Below are 16,184 nucleotides of genomic sequence, written 5' to 3'. Positions count from 1 at the left end.
CGCGGCGCCACGCGGTCGCGGCAGGACGCCGTCATCGGCGGCAGCCGGCCCAGCGGCAGCGACGGGCAGGCCCGCGGCAGGGCACGAGCCCTCGCGGCCGACACCGACGGACAGCTCAGCGGCGCCCTGCGAGCCCGGCACGACGGCACCGAGGGACGGGTTCGCGGCGCCACGCGGTCGCGGCAGGACGCCGTCATCGGCGGCAGCCGGCCCAGCGGCAGCGACGGGCAGGCCCGCGGCAGGGCACGAGCCCTCGCGGCCGACACCGACCGACAGGTCAACGGCGTCACGCGGTTCCGGCAGGATGCCGTCAGCGGCAGCAGCCGGCCCAGCGGCAGCGACGGGCAGGCCCGCGGCAGAGCCCGAGCCCTCGCAGGCGGCATCGACCGACAGCTCAGCGGCGGCACGCGGGCCCGGCAGGACGGCATCACCGGCGGCAGACGGCCCAGCGGCAGAGCCCGAGCCGACACCGACCGACACCGACCGACACCGACCGACAGGTCAACGACACCACACGGTCCCGGCAGGACGCCATCACCGGCAGCAGCCAGGCCCAGCGGCATCGTCGGTCAGGTCCGCCACGGCCCCTGAGCCCGCGGCAGCGTCAGGAGCGGCCGACTCGGCGGTCGCGGCAGTCAGGCCCGCCACGGCACCCGGGCTCGCGACATCGGCGGCCGACCCCGCGTCCTCCCGCCGCGTCCCTGCTCTCCCCGCGCCCTCCCGCCGTACCTCTCCCCACCACCCGAGCGCCGTCAGCAGCAACGTCAGCGCCACGCCCGCCAGGATCGCCGTGGACGGGGTCACCACCTGGAGCAGTCCACCGGCGAGGGACCCGGTCGCCGCGTACCCCGCGCCCGCGGCCGCGTACATCACGGAGTACCCCGCGGCCAGCGCGCCCGGCGGCAGCGCCTCCCGCAGGGACAGGTTGCGGGTGATCAGCGCGCCCGACTGGAGCGTGCCCGCCAGGACGAGGGCGACCGCGATCCCGGCCGCCCCCGGTATCAGCGCGGCGAGGCTCACGAAGACCGACATCCCGCACATCAGCACGACACTGCGCCCCCGGAGCCGCCCGGGCCACGACCGCAGCCCGTACACGAACGCCCCGAGCCCCGCCCCGACCGCCAGCCCCGCCAGCATCGGCCCGGACCAGCCGACCCCGATGCCGCGCTGTTCCAGCAACGCGGGCAACGTCAGTTCCGCCAGACCGAGCAGCGTGAGGCTCGCCGCGCCCGTGACGTACACCGGCCAGGCGCGCAGCAGCACTCTGATCCGGCCCGACTCCCCGCCCCGCTCGCCCGTGTCCCAACGGGCCGGCAGCCACCGGTGCCCCGCGATCGACAGCGCCATCAGCGCGGCCCCGAGCAGCAGCGGGAGGCGCGGCGCGACCCCGAGGGCGAGTCCGGCGACCGCGACCGGGGAGACGGCCCACACCCCGGACATCAGCATCGACTCGGCGGACAGCGCCTGTGCCACGGCCCTCTCCGGGACCAGCGAGGTCAGCAGCGCCCGCTGCCCTCCGGCGGCAGCGGCCGGAGCCGCCCCGGCCAGGAACGCGAACACGCCCAGCACCACGGGATGCGCCCCGGCCAGCACCCCGAGCCCCGCGAACCCGGCCGCCCCGCCCGCGAGTCCGAGCACCAGGTGCCGCCGGCCCCGCGCCGGGTCCATCCGCATCCCGAGCACCGGCGCCCCGATGATCTCGCCGATCACATACGCCGCCGCGAGCGCCGCCCCCAGCGTGTAGCCGCCGGGGCGCTCGCGCACCAGGAAGACCAGCGCCAACGGGGCCATGGCGACCGGCATACGGGCGGCGACGGCGGTGCAGGCCCAGATGAGGACCGGTCTGGTGGCGACGTCTCGGTAGGTCATGAGCCGAAGCTACGGCCCGCCACCGACAGCGCCCCAGGAGTTTTCCGGCGCCTGTGGAAAACCCCTGGCATGTCCAGAACGCCGGGCAACGCGCTGAGCCCTGACGGCACATGGGACTCTGCGTCAGCAGACGAGCCCGGTGGGAGCAACCCGTGACACTCGAGGAACTGGTCAGCCGGCTGGCTGAGGCGGATGACGGCCTGACCGTCTTCGCCGCCGAGCCCTGGACGGCGCAGAGCGACGCGACGGCTGTCCCCAACCCGGGCGGTTCGAGCCGGCCGGACGCGGAGGGCCGCACCTACCTCCTGGAAGTCTTCCTGATCCGCGACGTCCTGGAGACCTGGCGGGCGCACCGCGGCGGCGCCGTTCCCTCCCCTCGAGAAGCCTGCGAGGCAGTCATCCACTACGCCGAGCACGACGCATACCAGTACCCGGACGGAGAGCCGCCCCTCTCCCCGTGACCACGGGCAAGGAGCCCTTCGTTCAGAAGGTCAGCACCCCTCTGGCCACCTTCCCCGCCTCCGCGTCCGCCACCGCCCGCTCGAACTCCTCGACCGGATACGTCTGTGTCACCAGCTCGTCGAGCAGCAGCCGCCCTTCGCGATACAGCTGGGCGTACAGCGCGATGTCCCGCTGCGGCCTGGACGACCCGTACCGGCATCCCAGGATCGACTTGTCCAGGAACATGGACGCCACGACGAAGGACGCCTCGGCCCCCGCCGCCGGCATTCCGAGCAGCACGGCCTGACCGTGCCGGTCCAGCAGATCGACGGCCTGCCGGACGAGTTCCACCCGCCCGACGCACTCGAAGACATGGTCCGCCCCCGTCGGCAACAGCTCCCGCACCCCCTCCGTGGAGGTCAGGAAGTCGGTCGCCCCGAACTGCCGCGCCACCGCCTCCTTTGCGGGGTTCGCATCGACGGCGACGATCCGCAGCGCCCCCGCGATCCGTGCCCCCTGGAGGACGTTGAGCCCGATGCCCCCGGTGCCGATCACGACGACGCTGTCCCCGCGATCCACCTTCGCCCGGTTGAGCACGGCTCCGACGCCGGTCAGCACCCCGCACCCGATGAGCGCGGCGGAGGGCAGCGGGATGTCCCGGGGGATACGCACCACCTGCACGGCCTTCACCACGGTCCGCTCGGCGAAGGCGGAGTTGGACGCGAACTGGAAGACCGGCCGCCCGCCCCTCGCAAACGGCTGCCCCGGCCGCCCGATCGCCTTGCGGCACATGGTCGGCCGCCCCCGGTCGCAGTCCGCGCAGGTACCGCAGTTGGCCAGCGTGGAAAGGGACACATGGTCCCCGGCCGAGACATGCGACACCCCCTCCCCCACGGCCTCGACGACCCCGGCCCCCTCATGCCCCAGCACCACGGGCACCGGAAAGGGAATGGTCCCGTCCACCACGGACAGATCGCTGTGGCACAACCCCGCCGCCGCGATGGCGACCAGCACCTCCCCCGGCCCCGGTCCCCGTACCTCCAGGTCGTCGACGACCTCGACCCGCTTCCCGTCGAACACCACGCCGCGCATCACACAACCCCCTTGGGTTCCTTCGGCAGCCCGAGCACCCGCTCGGCGATGATCGTGCGCTGGACCTGGTCCGAGCCGCCGTAGATCGTGTCGGCCCGGGAGAACAGGAACAGATTCTGAAACGCGTCGAGTTCGTACGGCGCCGTGACCGACCAGTCGACGGGCCCGACCCCCGCCGCCGCACCCCGCACCTGCAGGGCCAGCTCCCCGAGCCGCTGATGCCACCCGCCCCACAGCAGCTTGGCGACACTGGAGGCGCCGGCGTCGCCCGAACTCCCCAGCGTCCGCAGGGCGTTCCACCGCATCACCCGCAGCTCGGCCCACTGCCGGACCAGCCGGTCCCGTACGACGGGATCACCCACCGCCCCGCTGTCGACGGCCGCCCGCACCACCCGCCCCAGCTCGGCGGCGAACCCGATCTGCTGGGCGAGCGTGGACACCCCCCGCTCGAACCCGAGCAGACTCATCGCGACCCGCCACCCGGCCCCCTCACCTCCGACGACATGCTCCACGCGCGCGTGCGCACCGTCGAAGAACACCTCGTTGAACTCACTGGTGCCGGTCATCTGCCGAATGGGCCGCACCTCGATCCGCCCCGGCTGGTCCATGGGAACGAGCAGGAAGGACAGGCCACGATGGCGGCTGGACCCGGGGTCGGTGCGGGCCAGGACGAAACACCAGTCCGCTTCCCGCGCCAGGGACGTCCAGATCTTCTGCCCGGTGACGCGATACGTACCGTCCCCGGCCCGCTCGGCCTTCGTACGGATCCCCGCGAGATCGGAGCCGGCCCCGGGTTCGCTGTACCCCTGACACCACAGTTCGTCCCCGGCCGCGATCGCGGGAAGAAACCGCCCCTTCTGCTCGGGCGTGCCGTGCGCGAGCAGCGTGGGCGCCAGCAGGTTCTCCCCGATGTGCCCGGAGCGCGGCGGCGCACAGGACCGCGCATACTCCTCGGCCCAGGCGACCTGTTGCGTGAGCGTGGCGGTCCGATTCCCGTACCCGCCCTCGGCCCATCCCAGCCCGATCCACCCGCCTTTCCCCAGGGCACGCTCCCAGGACCGACGATCGAGCCCACCGGAGGCATGTTCAGTGAGCCAAGCCCGAGCCTCCGCCCGGAAAGCCTGATCCTGGGCGCTGAATCCAAAGTCCACGGACCTCTCCTCTGAACACCGCTGACTGGAGTCACCTAAGGGCGCGGGGAACTGCGCGGCCAGCCACAACGAGCCCGCAACCGCCAACCCACCGTTCCGTCCGCCCCATTAGGCGTTAGGACGTTCCCCCTCACGCGCGGCCCTTTCCACGGCAGCAAGCCGCTCCAGCATCGGCATCGGATCCACCCCCACCGACCCCGGCAAGAACTCCGCGATCGTTTCCGGCGTCCAACCGCCGGAGGCATACGCCGCCCGCAGCTCCCGCGGCTGCGCCCACACCGCGATCTTCGGCCCGGCGACCGTGTAGACCTGCCCGGTGACCTCCCGGGCCCGCTCCGACAGCAGATACACGACGAGCGCGGCCACATCCTCCGGCTCCCCGATCTCCGCCAGCTCCATGGGCACCCCGGCGGACATCCGCGTACGAGCCACCGGCGCGACCGCGTTCGCGGTCACCCCGTACTTGTTGAGCCCCAGCGCCGCACTCCGGACCAGCGAGATGATCCCGCCCTTCGCGGCGCTGTAGTTGGCCTGCGAGACGGACCCTTGATGGTTGCCGCTGGTGAACCCGATCAGGGTCCCGGTCCGCTGTTTCCGCATGACGGCGGAGGCGGCCCGGAACACGGTGAACGTGCCCTTGAGGTGAGTGGCGACGACCGGATCCCATTCCTCCTCGGTCATGTTGAACAGCATCCGCTCGCGCAGGATCCCGGCGACGCACACGACGCCGTCCAGCCGCCCGTACGACGACAGGGCCACGTCGACGACCCGCTGTCCGCCCGCCATGGTCGACACGTCGTCGGCGACCGCGACGGCCTCCCCGCCGGCCGCCTCGATCTCCTTGACCACGCCCGAGGCGACCTCGCTGGTCGGCGACTCGCCGTCCACCGAGACCCCGTAGTCGTTGACGACGACGGACGCCCCTTCGGCCGCCGCGCAGAGCGCCACCGCCCGCCCGATCCCGCGTCCCGCCCCCGTCACGGCGACCACCTTGCCTGCCAAGAAGTTCCCCATGCCCGGCCCCTTCCCGCGGTTTCTGACGGACCGTTAGATTTTATGTCCCGTCAGACACCTGTAGACAAGCCCCGGGGGAGCACCGATGCCACTGCCCGCGATGCATCCGGCGTTTCACGACATCGCCAAGCGCGTGAACAACTGGGGCCGTTGGGGCGCCGACGACGAGATCGGCACCCTGAACCTGATCACCGACGAGGTCGTACGCGGGGCCGCGGCGGAGGTCAGGTCCGGTCACCGCGTCCCGCTCTCCCTCCCGCTCAAGGAGGACGGCGTGCAGACGGGACTGATACCGGGCCGGGTCAACCCCTTGCACGCGATGGTGCAGATCAACCAGGAGATCTTCGGCCCGGGCACGGTCGCGTGCAGCGACGACACCGTGACGATGGGCCTTCAGGCGGCCACGCACTGGGACGCGCTCACCCATGTCTCGCACTCGGGCGTGCTCTACAACGGGCGCCCCGCCGACACCGTCACCGCGCACGGCGGCGCCCGGTTCAGCGGCATCGACAAGGTGCGGCACATCGTCTCGCGCGGGGTCCTGCTGGACGTGGCCCGCGCACGCGGCACGGACCGGCTGGACGGCGGGTACGCCGTCACACCGGAGGACCTGGAGGCCGCCGAGGAACTCGCGGGCACGCGCGTGCGGGCCGGGGACATCGTGCTCGTACGGACGGGGCAGATCCAGGCGTATCTGGCGGGCGACAAGCACGCGTACGGCTATCCGTCGCCGGGACTGTCGATCCGTACGCCGGAGTGGTTCCACGCACACGATGTCGCCGCGGTCGCGAACGACACGCTGACCTTCGAGATATTTCCGCCCGAGATCGAGGATCTGTGGCTGCCCGTGCACGCGCTCGACCTCGTGGAGATGGGGATGCTCCAGGGCCAGAACTGGAATCTCGAAAAGTTGTCCACAGCCTGTGGAGAAGCGGGCCGCTACACGTTCCTGCTGTCGGCGATGCCCGAGCCGTTCGTCGGCGCGACGGGCACTCCGGTGGCTCCGGTCGCCATTCTCTGACACCACGGATCCGGGCAAGGTCGGACGGCGGCGCCCCAACGCCCGCCCCGAGCACGGCATCGCACTCCGCCGTCCGACTCCGGCGCACCCGCCCTGTGTCCCCTGGCCCTGAAGGAACCCGGCGCCGAATCACGACCCACACTCGCCGAGGGCCCCCGTCACCGGAGCCCTCGTCGTCCCCTCGCGGCGAATCGCTGACCACAAGCGTGAGCAAACGGACACGCGGCGTCAACACCTGCTCGGGGATTTATGACTTACGCACCATTTGATATGGGCGCGCACGGAAGCACATCACGGCGCACCACCTACGGCGACAGGGAGGACAGGGGGCACGGCCGCGACCGCGCACCGACCGCGCCGATCGCACCGCCTCGGGACAGCGGCCTCAGACCGCCTCGTACGCCAGCCCCTCGTACCCCTCGAACGCCGAGGCACCGCCTCCGAGGGACGCCGCTCCTTCACGGCCCTTCGCCGCACAGCGGTCGAGTTCGCACCAGATGCGCTTGCCGGCCCCTTCGGGGCTCCAGCCCCACCGGTCGGCGAGGCCGTCGACCAGGGCGAGTCCGCGACCGCCCGTGGCGTCACCGTCGACACAGCGCGGCACGGGGGCGCGGCCGCTGGCGTCGGCCACCTCAAGACGCACCGTTGCCTGTTCGGCCGCGGTACAGGGCAGCGACAGACGCACCACGGCCGGACAGCCGGTGTGCACCACGGCGTTGGTGACCAGTTCGGACACCAGCAGGATCAGCGTCTCGGCAAGCCCCTCGTCGGCCCCTATCCCGGACCCGGCGAGCCGCGAGCGGGCCCACCGCCGGGCTCGCCCCACCTCGGCGGGGTCGGGTCGGATCTCCAGCTGCACTTGAAGCACCTGCACCGCTCACACCATCCGAACCGGCAGACACATAGCCTCGCGCCTCACGAGGGCCACGATCGTAGCCATTTTTTGCATGGCCAGAACAACAGCCACAGCCGGGATCACAGAACGTGAATCCCTTACGAGACAGCATGGTTGACGTACAGTCACCTCAACAAGCGCTTCGGGCATATTCCAGCGCGAAGGAGTACCCGGGTGGCATACTGTGCGACGCTCGTTGCGGGGAGTCGAACAGGTGGCGGCCAAAGGCCCACCGACCGTGCGAGAAGCGGCGCGCACCTCCGCATCCGGAGCCGCCACAGAGGCAACACCGGCACGGCTCGTGCTCGGAACCACTCGCATCCCACAGAAGGTACCGGAGCGGGTCCCCGACTCCAGGCCGTGACGGGTCACGCATAGGACACAACCCGATATCAACGCTCCGTAATTCCGGTATGCCACAATCCGCGACATTCACGGGAGCGCTCCCGCCGGTGCCGCGACCCACGCCCTTGTCAGGCCGTCAGCTCGGCCGCGAGCAGCTCCTCACTCTCCGTGCGTCCGCCGCCACGCTGTGCCCGCACCCAGGCCCGCTTCAGATGCAGATGCACCTCGGACTCCCAGGTGAAGCCCATGCCGCCGTGCACCTGGAGGCAGTCGCGGGCGCCGCGTACGGCGGCCTCGTCGGCGAGCAGCCGGGCCGCGGCGATGTCGGCCGGGTCCCCGGTGACGGCGGCCGCGTAGACCGCCGCACGGGCCACCTCGGCCCGCACCAGGAGCTGCGCGCACAGATGCTTGACGGCCTGGAACGCCCCGATCGGCTGCCCGAACTGCTCACGCGTCCGGGCGTGTTGCACCGCCAGCTCGCACGCGCGCGTGGCGGTGCCGAGCTGCTCGGCGGCGGTGAGGAGCACGGCGACGGGATCGGTCACGGCGGCCGCGGGCGTGCGATGCAGGGGCGTCAGCGGATCGACCGACCGCAGTGCCACGGCGCCGGCGGCATCTCCCCGTACGACGTCGGCGGCGTCCAGCCACTCCACCAGTGCGCCGTCCACGCCCGCCACGACCACCGACCCGTCGGCCGCCCCGGGCACCGCGCCCGCCGCGAGATGTGTGGCCACCAGCGGCCCGGGCAGCAGTACCCGCCCCGCCTCCTCGAAGGCCAACACGGCCTCGGGCAGCCCGAGTCCGACCCCTCCGTCGCCCTCCGGCACCCGGAGCGCGAAGAACCCGGCCTCCCCCAGCTCCCGCCACAGCGCCCGGTCCAGGCGGCCGGGCGAGTCGACGGCGGCCCACAGCGCCTCGCGGTCGAAACGCCGGGCCAGCAGCGCCCGTACGCCGTCCCGCAACGCACGTTGATCATCGGTGAGTTGGAAACGCACGGGAACAGTCACCGCCCCTTCGGCAGCCCCAGGATCCGTTCGGCCACGATGTTCTGCTGGATCTGCGAGGTGCCGGCGGCGATGGTGTACGACAGCGAGGACAGCCGGTCCAGGACCCATGGCCGGTCGAGGTCGAGGGCGTCGGGCCCCAGGACCTCGGCGGCGGTGTCGTAGAGCTCCTGCCGCGCCTGCGAATACCTCAGTTTGAAAACCGAACCCCCGACGCCGGGGACGCCCCCGGATGCCTCCGCCTCGCTCACGTTCCACTGCGTCAGTCGCCACAGCGCCCGGAACTCGGCATTCAGCCGCCCGAGCCGCCGTCTGAGTTCCGGCTCGTCCCACCGCCCGTTCTTGCGCGCCTCACCGGCGAGTTCGCGCAACACCCGCCTGCACGCGACGACTTCGCCCACGAAGGCGGTGCCGCGCTCGAAGGACAGCGTCACCATGGTCACGCGCCAGCCGTCGTTCTCGTCCCCGACCCGGTTGCCGACCGGCACCCGGACCTCGTCCAGGAACACCTCGGCGAACTCGGCGGACCCGGCGAGGGTCTTCAGCGGCCGCACGGTGATCCCCGGAGCGTCCATGGGCAGGGCGAGCCAGGTGATGCCCCGGTGCTTCGCGGCCGCGGGGTCGGTGCGCACCAGCAGTTCGCACCAGTCGGCGACTTCGGCGTGCGAGGTCCAGATCTTGGACCCGCTCACCACGTACTCGTCGCCGTCCCTGCGCGCCCGTGTCCGCAACGCGGCGAGGTCGGACCCGGCGTCGGGCTCGCTGAAGCCCTGGCACCAGACCTCCTCCCCGCGCAGGATCGGCGGCAGCCACCGCGCCCGCTGCCCGTCGGAGCCCTCCGCGGCGATCGTGGGCCCGGCGTGCAGCAGGCCGACGAACCCCGCGCCCACGTAGGGCGCCCCCGCCTTCTCGGTCTCCTCCAGGAAGATCAGCCGCGTGGTCGGCGAGGCGTCCCAGTGCACGTCCGCGTACCCGGCGTCGTACAGCATCCGCTGCCAGCCCATGTCGTAGGCGCGGCGCCCGGGCCAGTCGTCCGGGGACGGCTTGGGCGGGAGCGTGGGCAGCACCCGGCCGAGCCACTGCCTCAACCGGGCCCGGAACTCCTCCTCTTCGGGAGAGTGGGAGAGGTCCACGGGCCCGCCTACCGGTCCCGGTCCAGGTCGAGACCGAGCATGCGGATGGCGTTGCCGCGCATCAGCTTGTAGACGGTCTCGTCGTCGAGGCCCTTCACATGGTCGAGGGCGACCTCCTTGGTGTGCGGGAAGGTCGAGTCGACGTGCGGGTAGTCGGTCTCGAAGGTGGCGTTGTCCCGGCCCACCACGTCCAGCGAGGCGACGCCGTGCTTGTCGCGGAAGAAGCAGCAGAAGATCTGCCGGTAGTAGTACGTCGACGGCGGCTCCGGGACGATGTCGCGCACCCCGCCCCAGGCGCGGTGCTCCTCCCACACGTCGTCGGCGCGTTCGAGGGCGTACGGGATCCAGCCCATCTGGCCCTCGCTGTAGGCGAGTTTGAGGCGCGGGAACTTCACCAGCACGCCGCTGAAGAGGAAGTCCATCATCGAGGCCATGGCGTTGTTGAAGCTGAGGGCGGCCTGGACGGCGGGCGGGGCGTCGGGTGAGGCGGCCGGCATCTGGGAGCTGCTGCCGATGTGCATGTTGACGACCGTGCCGGTCTCCTGGCAGACCGCGAAGAACGGGTCCCAGTGGCCGGAGTGGATGGAGGGCAGGCCGAGGTAGGTGGGGATCTCGGAGAAGGTCACGGCCCGCACCCCGCGTGCGGCGTTGCGCCGGATCTCCGCAACCGCCAGCTCCACGTCCCACAGCGGGATCAGGCACAGCGGGATGAGCCGTCCGCCGCTGTCCCCGCACCACTCCTCGACCATCCAGTCGTTGTAGGCCCGCACGCACGCGAGCGCCACTTCCTTGTCGTGCGCCTCGGCGAAGGTCTGCCCGCAGAAGCGCGGGAAGGTCGGGAAGCACAGGCTGCCCTCGACGTGGTTGAGATCCATGTCCTTCAGCCGTGCGACGGGGTCCCAGCAGCCGCGTCGCATCTCCTCGCGCGTGATGCCCTCCAGGGTCATCTCGTCGCGATCGAAGCCGACGGCTGCGATGTTGCGCTTGTACGGGAACTTCAGGTCCTCGTAGATCCACCAGTCGGTGGGCGGGCCATCCGGGTCCATCGTGATCTGGTACTTGCCGCCGACGTAGGCGAGTTCACCGATCCCGGCGGTGAGCGGCTGCGGTCCGCGGTCCTGGTACTTGGCGGGCAGCCAGGTCTTGAACAGGTGCGCGGGCTCGATCACATGGTCGTCGACGCTGATGATGCGGGGCAGTTCGGTCGGCATGATCTCCTCCGCCGGACGGTGTTCACGTGACAGGCACGATCTGATGGAGCGTCAGATAGCATGTCACCTGACGAGTCGTCAGCCAAGCAGGGGGCACCCATGAACGAGACCCCGCACTCCCTGAGCTCCTCCCGCACCCTCTGGGAACTGGTCACCCGCCGCGCCGGCCTCACCCCCGACCGCCCGGTCCTCCTCCAGGACGACCGCTCCCTGAGCTTCGGGGAGCTGCACGCGCGTGCCGAGCGGGTGGCGGCGGGGCTGTACGACATGGGCGTACGCCCCGGCACGGTGGTCGCCTGGCAGCTGCCCACGCGGATCGAGACAGCGGTGCTGTCCTTCGCGCTGGCCCGCCTGGGCGCGGTCCAGTCGCCGGTCATCCCGTTCTACCGGGACCGCGAAGTCGGCTTCGCGCTACGGGAGTCGAAGGCCGAGTACTTCGCGGTGCCCGGCGAGTGGCGGGGCTTCGACTACACGGGGATGGCGCGGCGGCTCGGCGCGAAGGGCGTCTTCGAGGCGTACGACCGGCTGCCCGACGGCGATCCCGGGCTGCTGCCCGCGCCGCCCTCCTCGGGCACCGCGGTCCGCTGGATCTACTGGACCTCGGGCACGACCTCCGACCCCAAGGGCGTGCTGCACACGGACCGTTCGCTGATCGCGGGCGGCTCGTGCCTGGCCCACGCGCTCTGTCTGCGGCCCGACGACGTGGGCTCGATGGCCTTCCCGTACGCCCACATCGCCGGCCCCGACTACACGGTGATGCTGCTCCTGTACGGCTTCCCGGCGGTGATGTTCGAGCAGTTCGCGCTGCCGGACGCGCTGGAAGGGTATCGCCGGCACGGGGTGACGGTGGCGGGCGGATCGACCGCGTTCTACTCGATGTTCCTGGCCGAGCAGCGCAAGCGGCCGGAGACCAAGGTGATACCCACCCTGCGGCTGCTGGCCGGTGGCGGTGCGCCCAAGCCGCCGGAGGTGTACCACGCGGTCGTGCGGGAGATGGGGGTGCAGCTCACGCACGGGTACGGCATGACCGAGGTACCGATGATCACGATGGGCTCGCCGGACGACACCGTGGAGAACCTCGCGACGACCGAGGGGCGGCCGCCGGAGGGGATGGAGATACGGATCGTGGACGGGGAGGTGCGGCTGCGCGGGGAGGCCGTGTGCCAGGGGTATCTGGACGCCGGGCAGACGGCGGACGCCTTCGACGAGGACGGGTTCCTGCGCACCGGTGACCTGGGGACGCTCACGGACACCGGGCATCTGGTGCTCACCGGGCGGCTCAAGGACGTGATCATCCGCAAGGGCGAGAACATCTCGGCGAAGGAGATCGAGGACCTGCTGGCCGCGCACCCGGCGGTCGGGGACGTGGCGGTGATCGGGCTGCCGGACGAGGATCGCGGGGAGCGGGTGTGCGCGGTGGTGGAACAGCCCTCCGGGGCCGAGGAGCTGACCCTGGCGGCGATGACGTCCTATCTCCGCGCGGAAGGGCTCTCGGTCCACAAGCTGCCGGAGCAGCTGGAGGTGGTGGACGCCCTTCCGCGCAACGAGACGCTCCGGAAGGTGCTCAAGTACAAGCTGCGGGAGCGCTATTCGGGGACGGTGAAGTAACGGGCGAAGGCGGCGACGATCTCCTCCTCGCCGATCCTGCCGTCACCGTCGGTGTCGAGCGCGGCGGCGGCGGTGCCGGCGATCTCCTGCGCCGCGCCGAGGCTCCGGAGCACGCGCGCGGTGTCCTCGACGGTGGCCGATCCGTCGCCGTCCGGATCGGCGACGGCGAGGGCCGCGTGCAGGAAGGGACGGGCGATCTCGGCGAACCGGTCGGGATTGTCGCGCAGCCGCTTCACCGCGCCGTTCACGAACTCCTCGCGGGTGATCCGCTGGTCGCCGTCCCGGTCCGCGATGCCCGCCATGCCCTGCCAGAACGCCTCCGCGCCGACATACAGGGCCTGTCCCTTGTCGGACCGTGCCGCCGTACCGAACTCCGCGAGCAGCGCCTTGGCCGCCACGTTGAAGTCCGCCCGGTCGATGTAGCCGTTGCCGTCCTGGTCGAAGGTGGCGAACCGGCCGGCGATCCTGCGCTCGTACTCGCTGCTGACCATGTCTTCTCGTGCCGCCTTACGTCACGTGGGGTGCATCTGGTTCGGAGCGTACGACGCCGGGGCGGGGCGGGGAGCGGGAAAGCGGCGGTTGTGCCAAGACCGGGGGAATTTTGGGACAACGGTGTGGCAGAAGCGGTGGCAGCTGTGGTTCACGCCGACAACGGCCCCGCTTCGTCCTCCGTCGCCGAATCCACGTCCACGTGGACGTCGAACAGCCGCCGTACCCCCAGCGCCCCCAGCACCCTGTTGACGTGGGAGCCGTCCACCGCGCCCTGGGCCGGCAGTATCAGCCGCAGCTGCCCCTGGCAGGAGCGGATGAGGCGCCGGGAGGCGATGAGGACGCCGACGCCGCTGGAGTCGCAGAAGAAGACCTCGGAGAGATCGAGGACAAGACTGTGGCGGCCCTCGGCCACGACGTCGTGCACCCGCTGCCGCAGCACCGGCGACGTCACCAGATCCAGTTCGCCCGACACATGGAGCACGGCCCAGTCGCCGTGCTCGCCGCCGGTCACGTTGAACCCCACCACCACGCCCTTCGCTCGCCGGGACTTCCCGGAACGGCCCGCAAACGGAAGCCGTTCCTACGCTTCCTTGCAGCGCGGCTGCCCAGCGGCGGTTCCCTGAAACTCAAGCCAGGAAACGGAAACCGATCAGAAGAGGCTTGTTTTAACCGCTTTCGATCCTGTTCGATCGTGGATGGACGCAGAGTGGAAGGAAGACGAAGGTCCACTACCATCGACCGCTCTCCCAGGGGCGCACATTGCTGCAAAGGGGCGTGCGCTGTCAGACGTGCCGACTACATTCGGGGAGACGGTGGGTCCAGGCTTGACGAGTCGCGAACGACAGCGAAGGGGCGGCATGGCGAAGAAGGACGCACCTCCCCGCTGGGACCGCAAGATGCAGCAGCGGCTCGCACGCGGTGAGGCGGCCGCCCTCGGCGAGCTCTACGACCGGTTCGCCTCACTCGTGCACGGCCTCGCCCACCGCGTGCTCGGCGACGAGCGCGCCGCCGACGGCATCACCCGCGAGGTCTTCGCCCACGTCTGGGAGCACCCCGACGCCTACGACCCCAAACAGGGCCCCCTGCGCTCCTGGGTCGCCACACTGACCCACCGCCTCGCCGTGCAGCGCCTGCATGCCACCGAGACCGAGGCCCTCGCCCAGGGCGGCCGCGGCTCCACCGAGGAACTGGAGCGCAAGGTCCGCCACGCCTCCGTCGCCGCCCGCGCCGACTACATCGCCCAGTCCATGCCGTCCCCGCTGCGCGCCGCCCTCGAGCTGGCGTACTTCCAGCGCCGCGACTACCGCCAGACCGCCGCCGACCTCGGGGTCACCGAGGACGAGGCCCGCCGCCGCCTCCGCCTGGGCCTGCAGCTCCTCGCCACGGCCCATGACACCGGCGCCGCCCCCGGAGCGCCTCCCGGCTACGGAGGTGCGGCGTGAACGAGGCGAACCGCTTCGAGGCGTACGACGAGCACGAAGGCCAGGAGGGGGAGAACGGCCAGGACGGTCAGGACGGTCAGGACGGTCAGGACGGCAAGGAGTACGAGTCCCACAGCGGCGCGGACCGGCAGGGCGAGCCCCCGCCCCCGCCGGGCGACGACGGCACCGGCGGCCCGGCCGACGGCGACGGTCCCACCCCCGGCCCCGCCGCCGAACCGCCCCGCATACCGCTCCCGCGCGCGTCCGTCGAGGACACCGGGCACCCCCTGCCCCCGCTGGAGACACCACCGCCCCCGCCGCCCCTCGTCCTGGAGCACCCCGTACTGAAGGCGCTCCTCGGCGCCTGGGCGCTGGCCGCCTGCTCGCCCGAGGAGACAGCAGCCGTCGAGGAGCACCTCGGCGACTGCGGCTCCTGCGCGGACGAGGCGCTGCGGCTGCGCGGGGCCGTCGGCCTGCTCCACCCGCAGGAGAGCCTCGACCTCGACCCCGGACTGCGCACCCGCGTCCTGGCGGGCTGCCTGGACCGCCGCCCGCCGCGCATCCCGGTACCCGACTGGGCGGCGCCCTACGACGCCGAGACCGCACGCCTGGACGCGCTGCTGCGGGACATGGGCGACGCCGAGTGGCACGCGCCCGTGCGGCTGCGCTGGTTCGAGGCCGACAAGGCGACGAGCCGCCGCACGACGGTCGCCGGCGTCATCGCCCACCTGCTCACGGTCGACGGCCTCGTCGCCCTCACCCTCGGCCTGGACGACCCCCTCGGCGACATCACCACGGGCTCACAGACCCCCGCGGCCCGCACCGAGGCGTTCTGGCGCGGCTCCCACTTCCCGCCGACCCGCTCCGTCCGGGGCCCCTGGCGCGAACAGAGCCACGACCTGGTCCGCACGGTCTCCTTCACCGGCGGCGGTTCCGGCAAGCTCTCGGTGTCGTACGGCGACTTCGAACTCCCCCTGCACGACGCCATGCTGGACCGGGCCTTCGAGTGCTGGGTCCACGCGGAGGACATCGCCGAGGCGGTCGACTACCCGTACGGCCCTCCGTCCCCCCGCCATCTGAACCGCATGATCGACCTGGCCGCCCGCATGCTCCCCGCGGTGCTGGCCGTGCGGCGCCGGACCGGGTTGGCCGGGCCGGCCCATGGGCGCCACCTCGTCCCCGCGGGCGAGCCGGGGCGCAGTCTGCGGCTGGAGATCGAGGGTTCGGGTGGCGGCGAGTGGCTGATCCCGCTGGACTCCCCGGCGGCGGTGGGCTCCGCGGACTACGAGGTCGCGCACGTGGCGCTGGACGACGTGGAGTTCTGCCAGCTGGCCGCGGGCCATGTGCCTCCGGCTGAAGCGGCGGCAGGGCAGGTGGGTGACCGGGAGGCGATCAGGGACGTACTGTTCGCGGTCGCGTCGTTGAGCCGGATCTAGGGGCGGGTTGCGGATTCGTCGGCGGCCGCGGGCCGGTTGTGGCTGGTCGCG

Annotated in this window: 15 protein-coding genes; 5 read left to right on the top strand and 10 right to left on the bottom strand. The window is 71.8% G+C overall.

Annotated features, from left to right (window positions below; genetic code table 11):
• Positions 1 to 534: 534 nt before the first annotated feature.
• Positions 535 to 1,869, bottom strand: coding sequence for an MFS transporter (locus QF037_RS26605; protein ID WP_307029325.1), 1,335 nt, complete (start codon positions 1,867 to 1,869; stop codon positions 535 to 537).
• A gap of 152 nt (positions 1,870 to 2,021) precedes the next feature.
• Between QF037_RS26605 and QF037_RS26600 the strand changes: the two genes are divergently transcribed.
• Positions 2,022 to 2,330, top strand: a complete 309-nt coding sequence (locus QF037_RS26600; RefSeq protein WP_307029324.1) for a hypothetical protein — start codon at positions 2,022 to 2,024, stop codon at positions 2,328 to 2,330.
• A 22-nt stretch (positions 2,331 to 2,352) separates the two neighbouring features.
• Here QF037_RS26600 and QF037_RS26595 read toward each other — a convergent pair whose 3' ends face one another.
• From QF037_RS26595 to QF037_RS26585, 3 genes are all read right to left on the bottom strand, one after another.
• A complete protein-coding gene (locus QF037_RS26595; protein ID WP_307029321.1) occupies positions 2,353 to 3,402 on the bottom strand; it encodes a Zn-dependent alcohol dehydrogenase in 1,050 nt (349 codons plus the stop codon).
• Complete coding sequence (locus QF037_RS26590) at positions 3,402 to 4,553, bottom strand: acyl-CoA dehydrogenase family protein (RefSeq protein ID WP_307029319.1); 1,152 nt, start codon at positions 4,551 to 4,553, stop codon at positions 3,402 to 3,404. The genes QF037_RS26595 and QF037_RS26590 overlap by 1 nt, the downstream gene beginning before the upstream one ends.
• 108 nt (positions 4,554 to 4,661) lie before the next feature.
• Positions 4,662 to 5,567, bottom strand: a complete 906-nt coding sequence (locus QF037_RS26585) for an SDR family oxidoreductase (RefSeq protein WP_307029317.1) — start codon at positions 5,565 to 5,567, stop codon at positions 4,662 to 4,664.
• An 85-nt stretch (positions 5,568 to 5,652) separates the two neighbouring features.
• Between QF037_RS26585 and QF037_RS26580 the strand changes: the two genes are divergently transcribed.
• Positions 5,653 to 6,588: a cyclase family protein gene (locus QF037_RS26580; RefSeq protein ID WP_307029315.1), complete on the top strand. Its 936-nt coding sequence runs from the start codon at positions 5,653 to 5,655 to the stop codon at positions 6,586 to 6,588.
• Positions 6,589 to 6,973: 385 nt separating this feature from the next.
• Here QF037_RS26580 and QF037_RS26575 read toward each other — a convergent pair whose 3' ends face one another.
• The 4 genes from QF037_RS26575 to QF037_RS26560 form a co-directional block, all read right to left on the bottom strand.
• On the bottom strand, positions 6,974 to 7,447 hold the full coding sequence (locus QF037_RS26575; RefSeq protein ID WP_307029313.1) for an ATP-binding protein: 474 nt from the start codon (positions 7,445 to 7,447) through the stop codon (positions 6,974 to 6,976).
• Positions 7,448 to 7,956: 509 nt separating this feature from the next.
• A complete protein-coding gene (locus QF037_RS26570) occupies positions 7,957 to 8,823 on the bottom strand; it encodes an acyl-CoA dehydrogenase family protein (RefSeq protein ID WP_307037379.1) in 867 nt (288 codons plus the stop codon).
• 8 nt (positions 8,824 to 8,831) lie between these two features.
• A complete protein-coding gene (locus tag QF037_RS26565) occupies positions 8,832 to 9,965 on the bottom strand; it encodes an acyl-CoA dehydrogenase family protein (protein WP_307029312.1) in 1,134 nt (377 codons plus the stop codon).
• 8 nt (positions 9,966 to 9,973) lie between these two features.
• Positions 9,974 to 11,176: an amidohydrolase family protein gene (locus tag QF037_RS26560; protein ID WP_307029310.1), complete on the bottom strand. Its 1,203-nt coding sequence runs from the start codon at positions 11,174 to 11,176 to the stop codon at positions 9,974 to 9,976.
• 99 nt (positions 11,177 to 11,275) lie between these two features.
• Between QF037_RS26560 and QF037_RS26555 the strand changes: the two genes are divergently transcribed.
• Positions 11,276 to 12,784, top strand: a complete 1,509-nt coding sequence (locus QF037_RS26555; protein WP_307029309.1) for a class I adenylate-forming enzyme family protein — start codon at positions 11,276 to 11,278, stop codon at positions 12,782 to 12,784.
• On the opposite strand, the gene QF037_RS26550 is transcribed toward QF037_RS26555, so the two are convergent.
• Both QF037_RS26550 and QF037_RS26545 read right to left on the bottom strand, forming a co-directional pair.
• Positions 12,763 to 13,275: an EF-hand domain-containing protein gene (locus QF037_RS26550; protein WP_307029307.1), complete on the bottom strand. Its 513-nt coding sequence runs from the start codon at positions 13,273 to 13,275 to the stop codon at positions 12,763 to 12,765. The two genes, QF037_RS26555 and QF037_RS26550, sit on opposite strands and share 22 nt — an antisense overlap.
• A 149-nt stretch (positions 13,276 to 13,424) precedes the next feature.
• Complete coding sequence (locus QF037_RS26545; RefSeq protein ID WP_046259043.1) at positions 13,425 to 13,805, bottom strand: STAS domain-containing protein; 381 nt, start codon at positions 13,803 to 13,805, stop codon at positions 13,425 to 13,427.
• Between the two features lie 328 nt (positions 13,806 to 14,133).
• Between QF037_RS26545 and QF037_RS26540 the strand changes: the two genes are divergently transcribed.
• Both QF037_RS26540 and QF037_RS26535 read left to right on the top strand, forming a co-directional pair.
• Complete coding sequence (locus QF037_RS26540; RefSeq protein WP_307029304.1) at positions 14,134 to 14,718, top strand: sigma-70 family RNA polymerase sigma factor; 585 nt, start codon at positions 14,134 to 14,136, stop codon at positions 14,716 to 14,718.
• Positions 14,715 to 16,133 (top strand): zf-HC2 domain-containing protein, encoded by a 1,419-nt coding sequence (locus QF037_RS26535; RefSeq protein ID WP_307029302.1) that lies wholly within the window; start codon positions 14,715 to 14,717, stop codon positions 16,131 to 16,133. Before QF037_RS26540 ends, QF037_RS26535 begins: the two co-directional genes overlap by 4 nt.
• Positions 16,134 to 16,184: the final 51 nt, after the last annotated feature.

This window comes from Streptomyces canus (assembly GCF_030815415.1).
Classification (GTDB): domain Bacteria; phylum Actinomycetota; class Actinomycetes; order Streptomycetales; family Streptomycetaceae; genus Streptomyces; species Streptomyces canus_F.
Note: the sequence above shows the minus strand (reverse complement) of the source record. Positions and strands in the feature narration are given on the sequence as shown.

What these genes read in the sequence shown, in the direction of transcription:
- QF037_RS26605 (WP_307029325.1), bottom strand. Translation starts at nt 1,869, where the DNA reads ATGACCTACCGAGACGTCGCCACCAGACCGGTCCTCATCTGGGCCTGC.
- QF037_RS26595 (WP_307029321.1), bottom strand. Translation starts at nt 3,402, where the DNA reads ATGCGCGGCGTGGTGTTCGACGGGAAGCGGGTCGAGGTCGTCGACGAC.
- QF037_RS26585 (WP_307029317.1), bottom strand. Translation starts at nt 5,567, where the DNA reads ATGGGGAACTTCTTGGCAGGCAAGGTGGTCGCCGTGACGGGGGCGGGA.
- QF037_RS26580 (WP_307029315.1), top strand. Translation starts at nt 5,653, where the DNA reads ATGCCACTGCCCGCGATGCATCCGGCGTTTCACGACATCGCCAAGCGC.
- QF037_RS26560 (WP_307029310.1), bottom strand. Translation starts at nt 11,176, where the DNA reads ATGCCGACCGAACTGCCCCGCATCATCAGCGTCGACGACCATGTGATC.
- QF037_RS26555 (WP_307029309.1), top strand. Translation starts at nt 11,276, where the DNA reads ATGAACGAGACCCCGCACTCCCTGAGCTCCTCCCGCACCCTCTGGGAA.
- QF037_RS26550 (WP_307029307.1), bottom strand. Translation starts at nt 13,275, where the DNA reads ATGGTCAGCAGCGAGTACGAGCGCAGGATCGCCGGCCGGTTCGCCACC.
- QF037_RS26540 (WP_307029304.1), top strand. Translation starts at nt 14,134, where the DNA reads ATGGCGAAGAAGGACGCACCTCCCCGCTGGGACCGCAAGATGCAGCAG.